Genomic DNA, 14,426 nt, shown 5'->3' with positions numbered 1-14,426 from the left:
CTTATTATTGACTAGAGTCATGCTCTGCTGCAGCCTAGCCTTTGATCATAGTCCGGCTCTGCTCGCCCGTTGGTCTGGGAATCCGTCCGTCAACACATCTTGCGGGCAGGGTGACTGCACAGAGCCGTGGGATCCCTCCTGCCTATGCCGAAGGACTCCATCCAAGTAGCGCGAACGGCGGTTATGAGGGACGCAGCGCAAGCGATCGCAGGGAAGCCAGTGGCAACCAGAGGGCTCTAAAGCATCCTATACTGTTGCGGCTGTCCGAATCACGAGGAACCTGCCGCTTATGTCTGAGCTTCTCCCTTTGCCTTCCCTCCAAGACCGGGTGGCTGTGGTCACCGGAGCCAGCCGGGGCATTGGCCGGGCGATTGCCCTGCACCTGGGGGCCATTGGAGCAAAAGTGGCGATCAACTACGCCCGCTCCGCTGCCGAAGCCGAGTCTCTGGTGGAAGAGATCGCGGCCCTGGGGGGAGAAGGGATCCCTGTGGCTGCCGATGTGTCTTGCCCAGAGGCAGTGGAGGGCCTGTTTGCCCAGGTGATGGAGCGGTGGGGTCGGGTGGATGTGCTGGTGAACAATGCCGGCATGGCCCGCGACACCCTGCTGCTGCGCATGAAGCCAGAAGATTGGCAGGCGGTGCTGGATCTCAACCTGACGGGGGTCTTTCTCTGCCTGAAGGCAGCCGCCAAGATCATGGTGAAGCAGCGCCAGGGGCGCATCATCAACATCACCTCGGTGGTGGGCTTGGTGGGCAATGCCGGCCAGGCCAACTACAGCGCCGCCAAAGCAGGGGTGGTGGGCCTCACCAAGACGGCAGCTCGCGAGCTGGCCAGCCGCAACATCACCGTCAACGCCGTGGCACCGGGGTTCATCACCACCCAAATGACCGAAAAACTGGATCCCGGCCCGATTTTGGCGCAGATCCCCCTGGGGCGACTGGGATCCCCGGCAGAAGTGGCAGGGCTGGTGCGTTTTTTGGCGGCAGATCCGGCGGCGGCCTACATCACGGGACAGGTTTTTGCCATCGATGGTGGCATGGTGATGAGTTGAGCCTTCTACCACGCCAGGGCTAGGCCATCGGCACGGGGTTCGGAAGCCGCAATGAAGTGATCCCCATCCCGCAAGAGGATCTGTCCCCGGCCAAAAAGGCCGTAATCCTCTTCTGCCTCCACCACCTGCACCGCATGGCCGCGGGCAGAGAGTTCGCGCACCACCTGGGGCGGCACTGTGCTCTCCAGGGCCACTTGCGGGATCCCTTGATCCCACAGCACTCGCCAGCGAGGCGCATCCAGAGCCGCCTGGGGGTTCAGGCCGTAATCCACCAAATTCACCACCACCTGCACATGGCCTTGGGGCTGCATCGTCCCTCCCATCACACCAAAAGGGCCGAGAGGGATCCCTTCTCTGGATAGAAAAGCGGGGATGATCGTGTGGTAGGGGCGCTTGCGGGGGCCCACCTGGTTGGGATGGCCGGGCTCCAGGGTGAAACCCGTGCCGCGGTTGTGGAGAGCAATGCCCGTGCCCGGAACCAGCAGACCACTGCCGAAGCCATCGAAATTCGACTGAATCAAAGACACCATCAACTCACCATCAGCTGCAGCCAGGTAAACCGTTCCCCCCTCCGGCAGCCCTGGCTGGGCCAGGGGGATCGCCTCCCTCCCGATCAACTGCCGCCGCCGCTGTGCATAAGCCTTATCCAGCATCTGGGCAGGACTGACCCGCACATACTCCGGATCCGCCACCTGTCGGCTCACATCGGCAAAGGCCAGCTTCATTGCCTCAATCTGCAGGTGATAGCGCTCGCCGGCATCGTAGGAGATCCGACCCAGCTCAAAACCCTCCAAAAGGTTGAGCGCCATCAAAGCGGCAATGCCCTGCCCGTTGGGGGGGATCTCCCAGACGGTGTAGCCCCGGTAATCTGTATGGATGGGTTCCACCCAATCGGCCTGGTGCTGGGCCAAGTCGGCGGGGGACAGGAAGCCGCCCGTGGCCTCCGAGAAAGCCAGCAACTTCTCCGCCAGCTCCCCCCGGTAAAAACTCTCCCCACCGCTACGGGCAATCTCTTCTAGGGTTTGAGCATGCAGGGGGCTGCTCCAGCGCTCCCCAGCCCGTGGGGCACGCCCTTGGGGAAAGAAAACGGCCTTGAAGGCCTCGTGGCGGGGATCTGGCAGGGGCAAATAGATGGACTCCGCCGCCTGCCACAGTTGGGCCACCCGGGGAGAGACCGGAAATCCCTCTTGCGCCAGACGAAGGGCAGGCACAAACAGACGCTCGAACGGCAGCTTTCCCCAGCGCCGGTGCAAGGTCTGCCAAGCGGAAACTGCCCCCGGCACCGTCACCGCTAACCAATCGTAGGGGGGGATCCGCCCATGGTCCCGGTACCGCTCCGGCGTCAGGGCGGCTGGGCTGCGACCGGAAGCATTCAACCCGTACAGCTGACCCTCCTCCCCCCCCTCCCACACCAGAGCAAAGGCATCGCCGCCAATGCCATTGGAGGTTGGCTCCACCACCGTCAAAGCCACCGCCATTGCCACGGCTGCATCCACAGCATTGCCGCCCGCCCAGAACATCTCCATGCCCGCCATTGCCGCCAAAGGTTGGCTGGTGGCCACGGATCCCTGTCTGCCCATCACCACCCGTCGCCGCGAAGCAAACGGATAGCGATCCAGGGCCTGCCGCAAAAAAGTGGGTGCTGGCATATCGCTACGCGACGCTCTCGCGAATGGGCTGGGCTCCCTACACAGGCAGGTTATCGCTACGCGACGCTCTCGCGAACAGGAGTGCGGCCAACTCCGCAAAGCTGTCCACCACCACATCTGCCCCGGCGTGGCGCAGTTCCTCGGCGGTGAAAGCCGTGGTGAGGCCCACCGCAAAACAGCCAGCCCCCTTAGCGGCGCGGATCCCATGCGTAGAATCTTCAATCACCCAACACAACGCCGGATCCAACCCCACAGCGGCAGCCGTTTTCAGGTAAGGCTCTGGGTCGGGCTTGGCCCGCTGAATGTCTTCGGCGGTAATCACCGCGTCAAACCAGCGGTGCAGGTCGAAGCGCTGGAAAATCTGCGCTTGATCCCGGCGGATGGCCGAAGTGGTGACGGCCAGGGCAGAAAAGCGCTGGCGGCTGGCCGCCAAAAACTCCAGCACCCCCGGCACCAGGGGTACCTCTGCCAGCAGCTCGCCAAAAGCCTTGGCCTTTTCCTCGATCAAGCGCTGCACCAGCAGGGGCCGTTCTGCAGGTGGGGTGTCCGTCTGGTGTTGGACAAGGTACTCGAACATGTCGCGGTCGGTGCGCCCCTTGAACTGCAGGGAGATGGGGGCCAAATCCAGGGATAGGTGGCAGCGTTGCAGGGCAATGGCCCCGGCGCGGGCATGGATTGGTTCCGAATCCACAATCACCCCGTCCATATCGAAGAGCAAGCCGGCAGTCACGTCAGCCTTCCCCTGTTGTAGGCACAGCACTTTGGATTGCATAGACATTATCGCTACGCGACGCTTTCGCGAATGGGCAAGCACGGGACAGGGATCCCCTTTAACAACCATACTGCCCCGTCTCCATCCCCCACCCGCAGAAGCGGCTGGTGATCTGCCAGATGGGATCCAACACATCCGTCAGGGCGTGGTCACTCTCCACCGCCACCAGTTGGGCCCAGGGGCGACGGGCCACATAGTCTCGACTGGCTTGAATGGGGATGGTGTCGTCTTGGATCCCGTGCACAATTAGGGTGGGCACAGGCCGTCGTAACCCCCCATCCGGGTAGCGCTGGGCATCGGCGACAAAGCCGTACTCCAAAGGGAGAGGGCGGCCTTCTCCGTAGTGAAACACCATGAGTTGTCCGGTTCGCTGCCAAGTCTCCACCGCCTCTGCCCCCAGCCGCGGCAGCCAATGGCCTAAAAAGCCAAAAGCCGGCGCCAAAAGCACCAAGCGCTGCACGCAAGGTTGTCGTTCGGCAACCCAAGCAGCCACCAGGCCCCCCAAGCTAGAGCCGATGAGGGTGACAGGGGGGTAGTTCATCTCGGCAAGCTGGCTGGAAACCTGCTGGATCTGGCGGGTCAAGGTGAGCTGGGCAAAATTGTCCTGGTTCAGATCAGGCACCTGAACAGGGATCCCCACCTGCTGCAGCCGCTGCCGAAAGAAAGTTGCCTTGGCCGACTGCGGCCCAGAGCCGAATCCATGCAGGTAAATCGCCAACACGGAAAGGGATCCCTATGGCCCTGTGGCTGCCGAGAGCCAGCCCGCCCCCAACACCACGCTGATGGAGAGGAAAAGGGTCGCTACCGTCCAGGTGATGCGGTTGAGGTTTTGCTCAGCACTCTTGGAGCTGGAGAACAGCTGGGCCTGCCCGCCAATGCCCGCCAACCCATCCCCCTTAGGGCTGTGCAGCAGCACCAAGATCACCAGCAAGATGGCCGAAGCCGACCAGAGAAACTCGAAAAACGCTTCCATCGCAGCGGATCCCCGTAGGGCAAGTTGCCAAAGCCATTATCGCTTGGAACCTCATCTTAGCGCACCCTGCCTCGGCATCGCTCCCATTTCAAACTCAACTCGTTCAAACTCAACTCGGCAGGCCCAGACCCATCTACTTGCTTCTCAGGTGGAACGGGTGCTGCTCCTTCTGGGGGTGTTGCTTTGCCTCAAAAAACGACCCCAAACGGGGCCGCCCAGTCTTTATCCAGCCCTTATGGAGATTTCCAGAGGATCCCCACCTCACCTACAAGGGCAAACAGTATTCACCTCAGTAGCTTACGCCCCGGTAGGTCAGGGGCTGATGAGGGTGAGGCATCGCTTTCTTGCTGGTGTGGTGCACACAGAAGGCTTGACCGCGATACTGAGCCTGCAACTCCTCATCGCTGAGCTGAGTATGCGCAGGAACGTAGTCAAAGGTGTTGCCACGGAAAGAGAGTTTCATATATCGCCTCCATCAACGAAGGGTTGAGTTTGTTGTCGTTGGGCCCTACGCCACGGAAAGAGTGGCGCGATTCAGTTGAGGCGCGTTCCTTCGGGAAGACCCCTACTTCCGTCTCTGCACAGCTCCAGGCCACTGGTGAGCCAACTGCAGAGATGAACGATTTATCCTATGTCTGTATCATAACTTACGGTTTTGCAGGTTTTTTGGGGGATTTATAGAAATTTAATCCGGCCATACCCGCAAAAGGGATCCCTTGCCGTCGGCTCTTCCGCGGCTTCTCGGGCCTGACTGGGCAATCACCTATGCACTTTTCGGAATAGATTGCCGCAACCGGTTCCGGGCCCAGGGCACCAATCCGGTATTCAGCCAGTCTCCCGAAGTGCTGATTTCTTCTATCTCACCGCCTGTGCAAGTGCCTGCAGCCCGGCTCGCAAACGTTCCTCAATGTCGGCCTCTAACTGTGGTGTTCCGGCAGCGTCCAACTGAATTTGAGAACTCAGGATATAAACCCCTCTCAGGATATGGGTGGCCCCCATCACTGCCAGCACAGGTTTCATCGCAAAGTCGATGGACAGCAGATGGGCCAGGGTTCCCCCGGTGGCAATGGGGAGAATCACTTTACCGGTAAAGGCGTCTTGATCCAGCAAATCCAGCAGTGCCTTCAACACACCTGGATAGGAGGCTTTGTAAACGGGAGCAGAGATGACGATCCCGGTAGCTTGGGCCACCTTTTGCTGAATTGCCTTGAGTTGAGGGCTATCGAACTTGGCCAGTGCCAGATCCTCTGGAGGCAAATCCCGCACCGAAACAAACTGAGTGGTCAATCCCAGATCGGACAGGATCCCGGCAGCGTGATGTAAAACGGCTTCTGAGCGAGAGGGAGTGCTGGGACTACCGGAGAGCAGGAGGATGCTGGACATAGGCCGCAGACAGAATACTGCCTCAGTTGTACCAGGGATCCCATGTGAAAGATGATTAACCCACTCTCGCCCTGCCCCAGCATGCACGATAGCTTTGTCTCTCGACGTCATTCCCTGCTGGTCAAATTGCGGGCAAAATATGCCCCCCGACTCCCCACCTACTCAAGGGGTCGGGAACGTGATAGGTTAGATTCAGCAAGGTTTCAGCTTGCTAAACTTGAGATTGATTTACGCGGGCGTAGTTCAGTGGTAGAACGCTAGCTTCCCAAGCTGGATGTCGTGAGTTCGAGTCTCATCGCCCGCTTTCCCCAACCAACCGGCAAAACCCGCTTTCCGCAAGCATTCTCGGGCTTGGCCTAGTCCGGGAAATCAATGAGCTCAAGGTAAAAAGGGGTAGTTCGGGGTCAGCAAGATCTCCTTGGCCAGTGCCCAGTTAGGCAATGAAGCATGCAACTTTACGAGTACGACTTCTATGCCTGGACGCAAAAGCAAGCCGCACTGCTGAAATCGGGGCAGTGGGATCAACTGGATATCGCCAACTTGGTGGAGGAAATCGAGGCTTTGGGCAGGCAAGAACGCCGGGAATTGCTGCACCGGCTGGGGATCCTGGTAGGGCATTTGCTGAAGTGGCAATTGCAACCCCACCTGCGAGGCAAAAGTTGGCGGGCAACGATTACTGAACAACGCCGCCAGATCCAGCGATTGCTCAAAGACAGTCCCAGCCTCAAGCCCGATCTTTCGGCAGCCCTGCAAGAGGCTCACCAGGACGGGATCCTGTTGGTGGTGAGAGAAACGCCATTGTCTGAAGCAGATCTGCCTGCCCAGTGTCCCTACACATTTGAGCAGGTGATGGATCCCGACTTTTATCCTGGCAAGGAAGATCCCCAGTGATCTGCTCAGCCCCCGGAACCAGAACCAGGGAGGGAGGGATCCCGACCCCGGTGGGTCTCCATCTGGCTGTCCACTACCCGTCGCAGCACTCCGTTGACGAAAGCGGCGGCCTCAGGATCCCCGTATTTTTTGGCCAATTCTACAGCTTCGTTGATGGCAACCTTCACGGGGCTGCTGGCCAGTATTTCCATCTCCACCACCGCCAGGCGCAGGATATCTCGTTCGATCCGACCAACCCGCTGCAATTGCCAACCCACCAAAGCCTTTTGCAAACGAGCATCAATCGCCTCCTTGTGGGTTCGCAGGGCAGTTAACAGTTGCAAAGCGTAGGCGCGCACTTCTTGGGATTGGGCAATGTACAACAGTTCCGGCATGGACAGGGCAACGCCCACCCGGTTGACTGCTCTTTGGGACAACTGGACAACCTCATCCAAGATGTGGCGGACGCTGTGCAGCCGCTGTTCCAGGTGTTCTAAGGCTTGGCCGGCGTTGCCGAGGGCCACTTGCACCTGCTGGATTAGCTCCAGCAATTCCCCCCGTAAGGCATTGGGGTCAGGAACGTCCGCCTCCTTCAGAGTGATTTCCAGGCGCTGCAGGTGTCGTTGGGCCTGCTGAAGGCGGAGGGTGACGGAGCGGGATCCACCCTCTTCCTTGGGATCCGAATCGGCCAACAATAGAGGATCGCTCTCGTGCAACAAACGGTCGCTGCGCTGGATTTCCGCCGCCGCTGTGGAGAGGGTTTCATGGGTCTCTTCACTCAGGGCGCGGATGGCTGCCAGCAGCAAGTCCTCCAGTTGTTTTTCGCTCAGTTTGGCCGCCGTGGCTGGCAGTTGATTGACCCCCAGCAGGGCCAGTTCGCGGGCAATACGCCGAGGTTGCATTGCAGAATATCCATAGCTTCTGAAAGACTGCCCCATTGCCGCAAGGCGGCGCGCAAGCGCTATCGGGCTTAGCCATGCTAGCAGGTTGCCAATCCATGAAGAACGAGAGACTCACCCGGTCAACCGGCCCTAAAACTGCGACTTAACACCCGAAACACCAAAGATGAACTCTGCTCTGTGCCAAAGCGAGATTGGCTGGATACCGAGAGGGTGAGCCGTCGTTTGCTGCGGGTGATGCCCACATACAGCAGCCGCAGCCGCTCCGCTGCCAAGTCCAAAAAGGCTTGCTTGGTGGCCGAGTCGGCCTGCAGATCCCAACAGCTTTTGGGGCTGAGCTGCCGCAACTGGGCCAGGGCCTCTGCCTGCATATCCACTTCATCCAAAAACTTCAGCCCCAGGGTTCGCTCCCCGTACTGGGTGGGAAACTCGTAGGCCGACACTTGGGGGATGAAGACCTGATCCCATTCCAGCCCCTTGGCGCGATGCAGAGTCGAAACGGTGATGCTGCCCGGCTCGGGGTCGAAGGCGAAGATCTCCGAAGGCAAGTTGTTGAGGCGGTGATCCAGAATCACTTGAAATTCTTGGGCGATCTCCTGCCAATCGGTTTCGGGCAGGGATCCCAGCACCTGCTCCAGTTGATCGATCACGTAGCGACCCACAAACAGCTCTTCCGGCTTGCGGTAGAGGCTTTGAACGATCACATTCAGCACCTCCGGCCAAGGGGAGCGCCCGGCCCGGAGCCAACCGGCAAGGGTGCGCAGCAGCCTGCCCAAGTTCTGCCAAGGCGGGCCATCGGGCAGAGCGGGAGCCTCACCGAAGTTGGGGAACAGCAGCCGCTCCGGCAGAGAGGCGCGGATCCAGCTCAACATCGGTCCCAGTTCAGCACGTGGGATCCCCGCCCAATCCGCCAAGCAATCCACAGCAGCAGCCAAGCGAGGGGGGGCAGTGGGACGGGCAAACCAGTCGATGATTCCCTTGAGCTGCAACAACACCCGCCGCTGACTGGGACTGCCCCGCAACAGGTCGATCACCCGCTCCGCTCCCATTTCCTGGAGATAGCTGAGGGCCTTGCCCCCCAGCTCGTTGGTGGTGACCAGAATGGCCACCGTTTGGCCGGGAAAAGCTTGGGTGGCTGCAATGGCCTGCCGCGCCACCTGTTGCAGCTCCTCCTCCGGGGATCCGACGACCCGCAGAAAGTCCACACCACCCTCGCTGGCCGGGGGGTTTTGGCCACCGGAGGTGGCCAGTTGAATGGGCTGGGGGGCCAGAGCGGTGCGCAAAGCCGGGATGGGGTGCTGCTGATTCACCCACTCCACCAGGCGGTTGGCCAAAGCGATGATCTGGGGGGCGCTGCGGCTGGATTCATCCAAGAGCACCACCTGAGGACTGGCCTGGCAAAAGGCGCGAAACAGCCGCGGCTCGGCGCTGGTAAAGGTGCCCATGATGCTCTGGTTGGGATCCCCCACCCGCACCAGGTTGCCGGTGCGTTGGCTGAGCAGCCGCAGCAGCTCTTCCTGCAGGGGGGAACTGTCTTGGGCCTCATCCTCGAACAGGTAGTCGTACCAGTTCTGCACCTGCTCCCGCAGCTCTGGACTGCCCTCGATCAAATCCACTGCTTGCCAGCCCAGGTCGTCGTAGTCTAACTTGCCCAGGCGACGCAATTCCGCTTGATAACCGGCGTAGATGGGAGCAGCCCAGCCCAGATAGCCCTCGCTGGGGATCACTTCTGGCCCCAGGCGCAGATTCTTGGCCCTGCTGATGACCACCTGCACCATCTGCTGGAAACTGCGCCGGAACTGGGCTCGGTTTTGGGCGATCTTTTGCGGGTTGTTGTCGCCGGGGATCAGCGGCTCCCAGAGCTGAGTATGGCGGACGAGCCAAGCGCGGCACAGGCGGCTGAGCAACCGCTCCTGTTCGTATCCCTCCAAAATAGACAGCTCCTCCCAACGGCTGGGGGCCTCCCGCAACACCCGCAACGACAAAGAATGCAGGGTAAAGGCCTGGGTAAAGCGAGCCGGATACCCCGCCCGTTGCAAACGTTGATTGATGCGGCTGATCAAGTTGCCCCGCGCCGAACGCATGTAGGTGAACACCCCGATGCGCTCCGGTGGGATCCCCCGATTGAGAATTAAATCGGCGATCAACAGCTCCAGAATAAAGGTCTTGCCGCTCCCCGGAACGGCGGCGATCCCCAGCGGCCCCGATTGGTAGGCCAACGCCTGTTGCTGCGCCGGACGCAGGGTGACCTCAGGAAAGGGAGAAGAAGCCAGACCCAGCATGGGATCCCTGCCTAGCTGAGGATGAAGGTCTCGATGGCCGCCGCCACCCCGTCTTCTGCCACAGGAGGGGCAATCCAATCGGCATGGGGCAACAGAGCAGGCGAGGCATTTCCCATCGCCACCCCGATCCCGGCGTATTGAATCATCTCAATGTCGTTGTCGCCATCGCCAATGGCCATCACCTGCTCCGCCGACAACCCCAGCATTTCCTCGGCCAAAAAACGAACGGCATTGCCCTTGTTCACCGCCGGATGGGTAGCCTCGAGAAAAATCGGCTCTGAACGGGTGAGGTAGAGCTGGTCAGGGGAATACCGCCGCCGCAGGGATCCCTGCAATTCCTGCAGGAACTCGGTATCCTCAGAAACAGCCAGGATCTTGGTGGGGCTTCGTCCGTATTGGGCGGAAGAAAACATTTGGAACGGCACCTGAGAGCGCTCAGCATAGGCCTGACTGAGAGGGCTCAGCTCCCGTAAGTAGAGCTGGTCATCGATGTAGAGGTGAACCCCCACCGGCTGATCCTGCAACGCTTGCAGCAACTCCTCGGCCAGCGGCCAGTCAAGGCTCCAGTGCTTTAGGGTCTTTTGGCTATCGGGATCCCGAATTAAAGCCCCCTGGTAGCTGCATAGGGGCATATCGGCCCCAATCGCGTAGTGGAACCGCTCGGCAGAACGATGCATGCGACCCGTAGCGATGGCTACTCGCACCCCTGCTGCTTTGGCCTTCTGAATGGCCTCCCGAACCGGCTCTGAAACCTGGTTGGAAGGCCCGGCAATCGTGCCATCGATATCCACCACCAACAGCCGAATCTGGGCACGGGGTGGAGAAGATGCCCGCTCTCTTTCCTCGGCTTGGACGTTAGCCTGAGTTTGCATTGCTGTTGTTTGCCCTCCTCCTGGCAACCTTCCAGACCGTAGCATGGCTCTGCCTCGATTGGTTGACGGTCATTGGCCGGCTCAGTACACAAAGAATCAACACAGAAGAATTGAACAAGTGAGATGGCCGGGTGGGGGATCGGTTTCCGCCCCTATTCCCGCCAACGAGAAAGCGTAGAATTAAGAAAGACTAGCCCCGTGATGGACGAAAACATTGTGATCATGCTGAAACGAATCGGTCGCGTCTGCCGGCCTCTGCTGGCCATTGCCCTGGCCTTGACCTTGGCCCTGGCTCCCATAGGCGCTGTTTGGGCACGCAGTGGCGGTCGCATTGGCGGCGGATCTTTCCGGTCTCCGACGTTCTCTGCCCCCCGCTCGATTGGCCCGCACTACTCAGCTCCTGTCTACCCCAGCTATGGAGGCGGCTTTGGTTTTCCGCTGCTGGTGCCCTTTTTCTGGGGAGGGGGGGGTGGCGGCCTGCTGACGCTGCTGCTCCTGGTTGGGGCAGGTAGCTTTTTGGTGCAGACGCTGCGCTCGGGGATCAGATCCGAAGAAGGGGACGATAGCATTGGGGTTCGCGATCCCCAGGTAACTGTTGCGCAGGTAAAAGTGGGACTGCTGGCCAGCGCCCGGCAACTGCAAAAAGACATGAACGCCCTGGCTCTGGAGGCGGATACTCAGTCGCCAGAAGGGCTGAGCCAACTGTTGCAAGAGGTCACCCTTGGCTTGATGCGCTACAGCGACTACTGGGCCTATGGCCATGCCCAAGCGGAGAAGCTGCCCCTCTCCCGCGCCGAATCCCTGTTCTATCAAGCCTCTTTACAAGAACGGAGCAAGTTCAGCGTCGAAAGCCTCAGCAACCGCAACAACCAGATCCAACAAGTCTCCCAAGCGGCGCTGCAGCGATCTGCTGCTGGGATCCCAGATGTTGGCGAGTACCTGCTGGTAACTCTACTGGTTGCGTATCGTGGTAACTTGGGTACACTACCTGTAGTTAACTCCATGGCGGATCTGCGGCAGTGCCTGTTGCAGCTGGCTTCGATTCCGGCAGATCGGATTGTGGCCATCGAAGTGCTGTGGACGCCGCAGTTGGAGGGAGACACCCTGTCGGCAGAGGCGCTGTTGACCGAGTACCCGGAAATGCGGCTCCTTTGAGAGCCTTTGGGCGATAGACGGCAACTGTTGGCTGAGTGTCTCAACTCCTCGGGATCCCCGCCGCTCAGGCTAGGGAGGTTGTATGTCCGGGTTAGATGCTTCAGCGGGCAGAGGCCGTCGTTCCCCTTGGGCATGGTCTGGCCAAGTCAAGCAGGCAGATTCTCTGTTGGATGAGCTGTTCGAGGATTTGGAGAACAGCTTGGAAGAGGGGCTGTCAGAAGCCGGCGAATATCCTTACCTCGGCACACGGCCCCCACTGCCTTCCCGGCGCTTCTCTGCTGCCGGAGGATTACTGCTGGGTATGGCTTTGGCCGCTACCTTGGTGGCAGGGCTGGCTTTTTGGATGACCCTGCGCCCGCGGGCGGTGGTTTTTTCGCAGGCCACTCGGGATCCCTTGGCTGAGGCACCCAATTCTTCCCATTCCGATGCTCACCAGGAGCCCTTGCTTCCCACTGCTGCTGATGTGGATGAAAACCCCAAAGCTCCACCTGAGGATTCTGCAAAGGCTGTCTTGGTCGAACCGGCAAAACCGCCGACTGTTGCCGCTCCTCTTGCTTCAAGAGGGGCTGGTCTTCCCTCTCCCCCCAGGGTACCTGCGCCTCCGGTGCCAGCGCGGATCCCACCCCAGCCTCTGCCGCAGATGAAGCTGGTGGGATTGATCCACGATCCAGGTGCCCCCAAGGCTCTGATCTTGATCGACAACGTGGTGCGGCAGGTGGCTGTTGGCCATGCGGTAAAAGCAGAGTGGCGGGTTACCGCCATCAGCCCCTACGGTGTGAGGGTGAGCAATGGCGCTCAAAGCGTCACCTTGCAGTTGGGGCTGTCGCAGCGGATCTGAATACCTGGATAGGGATCCCTGCTGGGTTGAGCAGCGCCTGGAGGGTGGGAGATTGGATTGAAGGAGAAGGGGCAGATGAAATTCGCCAAGCTGGGGCGAATGAGCCGCTGCAGAGTGGGAGTGGGCTTAGTTCTGGGATACCTCTGTCTCGGGCTGTTGGCTTGTCGCAGTACACCCCCCCTCTCAGAATCCCCCTCTGGGATCCCGGCGGCCTATGCTAGCCGCCCGCAACTGCAAGGGAAGGCAGTGGTGGAGATGGAGGTGCAAACTGCTGAGGGGGTAGGCAAGGTGATCTTGGCGATCCACGGGGAAGCGGCACCCCTGACCGGCGGCCAGTTCGTGGATTTGGTTCAGCGGGGCTTTTACAATGGCCTCACCTTCCATCGGGTGGAAAAGGATCCGCAGCCTTTTGTGGTGCAGGGTGGGGATCCCCGTGGTGACGGCACAGGGGGTGCAACAGAGCCGGGGAGCAACCGCCTGCGCACCATCCCCCTGGAAATTCAGCTGCGTGGGGAACCCTACCCCCGCTACAACACCTTGATCCAGGATCCCGCTGCTCTGAGTAAGTTGCTCTTGCCCCATCGTTTGGGGGCGGTGGCCATGGCCCGTTCTAGCCCACTTGACTCAGCCTCTTCCCAGTTTTACATCACCCTCTCTGCTCTGCCGATTTTGGACGGGCGCTATGCCGTGTTCGGCTACGTCACCGAGGGGATGGAGTGGGTGGAGCGCATCCAGGTGGGAGATGTGATCCGCTCGGCGCGGGTGTTGGAAGGAGCGGACTTGCTTAGGGTGCCGGGATCCCAACCGGAAAGAGCAGATCAGATGGAGGATCCCGGCAGTTTATGATGGGCAGCAACTCTGCTGCTGGTTTGGTTGTTGTGGCTCTGGCTTTTGCCTTGAGGAAGGGCAAGTTTTGCCCTCGTCCCCTCCGCCAACACCTGGGCACCCTTTCATGCAAGAAGACGCTTTTTCTCCCCTGGAGCCCCTAGACGAGCTGCCACCTCACTCGCCGCCGGAGGTGGATGTGGAGCTGATGCTGCAGCAGTTGCAGGATCCGGATCCCTATTTGCGGATGCAGGCGGCCCGCGCCTTCTGTGAGATCGAAGAACCCCGCGCCGTTAAACCCCTGCTGGCCCTAGTCCGGGATCCCTGCCCGTTGGTGCGGGTGGGAGCAGCCTATGCCCTAGGTCGGAATCCGGATCCCGCTGAGGTGGAGGTGCTGATCGAGGGCTTGCGCTGGGATTGGAACGGCTATGTGCGCAAAGGTTTGGTGTGGGCGTTGGGCAATGCCAAGGATCCGCACGCCTACCCGGTGTTGCTGGAAGTGTTGGCCGGGGATATCGCGGCAGTGCGATTGTGGGCTGCCAGTGCCCTCGGACAATTGGCTCAGGCGCAAGTGTTGCCCGGCCCGGCATTGCATGAGGTGGCCGCAGCTCTCTGCCGGGGTTTGGCTCAAGATCCAATCGCGGCGGTACGCGGCAACTGTGCCTGGAGCTTAGGGATCCTGGGGCAACAGGTGAAACTGGCTCTCGAGGATCCCGTTGTTTACACGATGCTAACAAGGCAATTGCTGACCAGCGCCAGTCGCGATCCCGATTGGGGGGTGCGGGATGACGCGCGGCTTGCCCTACAAAAGTTGGCGGATCCCGATTTGCTGGAGCATGACTCTAGTCAATAATAAG

General features: G+C 60.3%; 15 protein-coding genes, 1 tRNA gene and 1 riboswitch. Of the genes, 7 read left to right on the top strand and 9 right to left on the bottom strand.

Annotated elements, in window-relative coordinates:
• Positions 1 to 289: 289 nt before the first annotated feature.
• A complete protein-coding gene (gene fabG, locus NW815_RS09835; protein WP_414356363.1) occupies positions 290 to 1,051 on the top strand; it encodes a 3-oxoacyl-[acyl-carrier-protein] reductase in 762 nt (253 codons plus the stop codon).
• Positions 1,052 to 1,056: 5 nt separating this feature from the next.
• Here fabG and NW815_RS09830 read toward each other — a convergent pair whose 3' ends face one another.
• The 6 genes from NW815_RS09830 to ssuE all read right to left on the bottom strand — a co-directional run bounded on the left by NW815_RS09830 (position 1,057) and on the right by ssuE (position 5,828).
• Positions 1,057 to 2,700, bottom strand: coding sequence for a gamma-glutamyltransferase family protein (locus NW815_RS09830; RefSeq protein WP_414388295.1), 1,644 nt, complete (start codon positions 2,698 to 2,700; stop codon positions 1,057 to 1,059).
• 37 nt (positions 2,701 to 2,737) lie between these two features.
• Positions 2,738 to 3,478, bottom strand: a complete 741-nt coding sequence (locus NW815_RS09825) for an HAD family hydrolase (protein WP_414383437.1) — start codon at positions 3,476 to 3,478, stop codon at positions 2,738 to 2,740.
• A gap of 52 nt (positions 3,479 to 3,530) precedes the next feature.
• On the bottom strand, positions 3,531 to 4,193 hold the full coding sequence (locus NW815_RS09820; RefSeq protein WP_414388296.1) for a YqiA/YcfP family alpha/beta fold hydrolase: 663 nt from the start codon (positions 4,191 to 4,193) through the stop codon (positions 3,531 to 3,533).
• A gap of 12 nt (positions 4,194 to 4,205) precedes the next feature.
• A complete protein-coding gene (gene secG / locus NW815_RS09815; RefSeq protein WP_011433676.1) occupies positions 4,206 to 4,445 on the bottom strand; it encodes a preprotein translocase subunit SecG in 240 nt (79 codons plus the stop codon).
• A 289-nt stretch (positions 4,446 to 4,734) separates the two neighbouring features.
• A complete protein-coding gene (locus NW815_RS09810) occupies positions 4,735 to 4,908 on the bottom strand; it encodes a DUF4278 domain-containing protein (protein WP_414343665.1) in 174 nt (57 codons plus the stop codon).
• 79 nt (positions 4,909 to 4,987) lie between these two features.
• Positions 4,988 to 5,069: riboswitch (Glutamine riboswitch) on the bottom strand.
• A 231-nt stretch (positions 5,070 to 5,300) separates the two neighbouring features.
• Positions 5,301 to 5,828 (bottom strand): NADPH-dependent FMN reductase, encoded by a 528-nt coding sequence (gene ssuE / locus NW815_RS09805; RefSeq protein WP_414388298.1) that lies wholly within the window; start codon positions 5,826 to 5,828, stop codon positions 5,301 to 5,303.
• A 232-nt stretch (positions 5,829 to 6,060) separates the two neighbouring features.
• On the opposite strand from ssuE, the gene NW815_RS09800 reads away from it, so the two are divergent.
• Both NW815_RS09800 and NW815_RS09795 read left to right on the top strand, forming a co-directional pair.
• A tRNA-Gly gene (locus tag NW815_RS09800) sits at positions 6,061 to 6,132 on the top strand.
• Between the two features lie 143 nt (positions 6,133 to 6,275).
• A complete protein-coding gene (locus NW815_RS09795) occupies positions 6,276 to 6,719 on the top strand; it encodes a DUF29 domain-containing protein (protein ID WP_414331397.1) in 444 nt (147 codons plus the stop codon).
• Between the two features lie 5 nt (positions 6,720 to 6,724).
• Here NW815_RS09795 and nusB read toward each other — a convergent pair whose 3' ends face one another.
• From nusB to NW815_RS09780, 3 genes are all read right to left on the bottom strand, one after another.
• The gene (nusB, locus tag NW815_RS09790; protein WP_414331399.1) at positions 6,725 to 7,600 is read right to left on the bottom strand and encodes a transcription antitermination factor NusB; all 876 of its coding nucleotides are present in this window, start codon (positions 7,598 to 7,600) and stop codon (positions 6,725 to 6,727) included.
• 119 nt (positions 7,601 to 7,719) lie between these two features.
• Positions 7,720 to 9,879, bottom strand: coding sequence for an ATP-dependent helicase (locus NW815_RS09785; protein ID WP_414388301.1), 2,160 nt, complete (start codon positions 9,877 to 9,879; stop codon positions 7,720 to 7,722).
• 11 nt (positions 9,880 to 9,890) lie between these two features.
• On the bottom strand, positions 9,891 to 10,751 hold the full coding sequence (locus tag NW815_RS09780; protein WP_414388302.1) for a Cof-type HAD-IIB family hydrolase: 861 nt from the start codon (positions 10,749 to 10,751) through the stop codon (positions 9,891 to 9,893).
• 201 nt (positions 10,752 to 10,952) lie between these two features.
• Between NW815_RS09780 and NW815_RS09775 the strand changes: the two genes are divergently transcribed.
• The 4 genes from NW815_RS09775 (at position 10,953) to NW815_RS09760 (ending at position 14,422) form a co-directional block, all read left to right on the top strand.
• Positions 10,953 to 11,906: a DUF1517 domain-containing protein gene (locus NW815_RS09775; RefSeq protein ID WP_238376757.1), complete on the top strand. Its 954-nt coding sequence runs from the start codon at positions 10,953 to 10,955 to the stop codon at positions 11,904 to 11,906.
• Between the two features lie 82 nt (positions 11,907 to 11,988).
• Complete coding sequence (locus tag NW815_RS09770) at positions 11,989 to 12,744, top strand: hypothetical protein (RefSeq protein ID WP_011433684.1); 756 nt, start codon at positions 11,989 to 11,991, stop codon at positions 12,742 to 12,744.
• A 75-nt stretch (positions 12,745 to 12,819) separates the two neighbouring features.
• On the top strand, positions 12,820 to 13,590 hold the full coding sequence (locus NW815_RS09765; RefSeq protein ID WP_011433685.1) for a peptidylprolyl isomerase: 771 nt from the start codon (positions 12,820 to 12,822) through the stop codon (positions 13,588 to 13,590).
• Between the two features lie 106 nt (positions 13,591 to 13,696).
• Complete coding sequence (locus NW815_RS09760; RefSeq protein WP_414388304.1) at positions 13,697 to 14,422, top strand: HEAT repeat domain-containing protein; 726 nt, start codon at positions 13,697 to 13,699, stop codon at positions 14,420 to 14,422.
• The last annotated feature ends 4 nt before the right edge of the window (positions 14,423 to 14,426 follow it).

Origin of the sequence: Synechococcus sp. R6-7, from assembly GCF_047461695.1 — a bacterium.
Taxonomy (GTDB): Bacteria; Cyanobacteriota; Cyanobacteriia; order Thermostichales; family Thermostichaceae; genus Thermostichus.
The sequence above is the reverse complement of the archived record's forward strand: the minus strand, read 5'-3'. Positions and strand labels throughout refer to the sequence as shown.

What these genes read in the sequence shown, in the direction of transcription:
- nusB (WP_414331399.1), bottom strand. Translation starts at nt 7,600, where the DNA reads ATGCAACCTCGGCGTATTGCCCGCGAACTGGCCCTGCTGGGGGTCAAT.
- NW815_RS09760 (WP_414388304.1), top strand. Translation starts at nt 13,697, where the DNA reads ATGCAAGAAGACGCTTTTTCTCCCCTGGAGCCCCTAGACGAGCTGCCA.
- NW815_RS09810 (WP_414343665.1), bottom strand. Translation starts at nt 4,908, where the DNA reads ATGAAACTCTCTTTCCGTGGCAACACCTTTGACTACGTTCCTGCGCAT.
- secG (WP_011433676.1), bottom strand. Translation starts at nt 4,445, where the DNA reads ATGGAAGCGTTTTTCGAGTTTCTCTGGTCGGCTTCGGCCATCTTGCTG.
- NW815_RS09770 (WP_011433684.1), top strand. Translation starts at nt 11,989, where the DNA reads ATGTCCGGGTTAGATGCTTCAGCGGGCAGAGGCCGTCGTTCCCCTTGG.
- fabG (WP_414356363.1), top strand. Translation starts at nt 290, where the DNA reads ATGTCTGAGCTTCTCCCTTTGCCTTCCCTCCAAGACCGGGTGGCTGTG.
- NW815_RS09825 (WP_414383437.1), bottom strand. Translation starts at nt 3,478, where the DNA reads ATGTCTATGCAATCCAAAGTGCTGTGCCTACAACAGGGGAAGGCTGAC.
- NW815_RS09775 (WP_238376757.1), top strand. Translation starts at nt 10,953, where the DNA reads ATGGACGAAAACATTGTGATCATGCTGAAACGAATCGGTCGCGTCTGC.
- NW815_RS09785 (WP_414388301.1), bottom strand. Translation starts at nt 9,879, where the DNA reads ATGCTGGGTCTGGCTTCTTCTCCCTTTCCTGAGGTCACCCTGCGTCCG.
- NW815_RS09780 (WP_414388302.1), bottom strand. Translation starts at nt 10,751, where the DNA reads ATGCAAACTCAGGCTAACGTCCAAGCCGAGGAAAGAGAGCGGGCATCT.
- NW815_RS09765 (WP_011433685.1), top strand. Translation starts at nt 12,820, where the DNA reads ATGAAATTCGCCAAGCTGGGGCGAATGAGCCGCTGCAGAGTGGGAGTG.
- ssuE (WP_414388298.1), bottom strand. Translation starts at nt 5,828, where the DNA reads ATGTCCAGCATCCTCCTGCTCTCCGGTAGTCCCAGCACTCCCTCTCGC.
- NW815_RS09795 (WP_414331397.1), top strand. Translation starts at nt 6,276, where the DNA reads ATGCAACTTTACGAGTACGACTTCTATGCCTGGACGCAAAAGCAAGCC.
- NW815_RS09830 (WP_414388295.1), bottom strand. Translation starts at nt 2,700, where the DNA reads ATGCCAGCACCCACTTTTTTGCGGCAGGCCCTGGATCGCTATCCGTTT.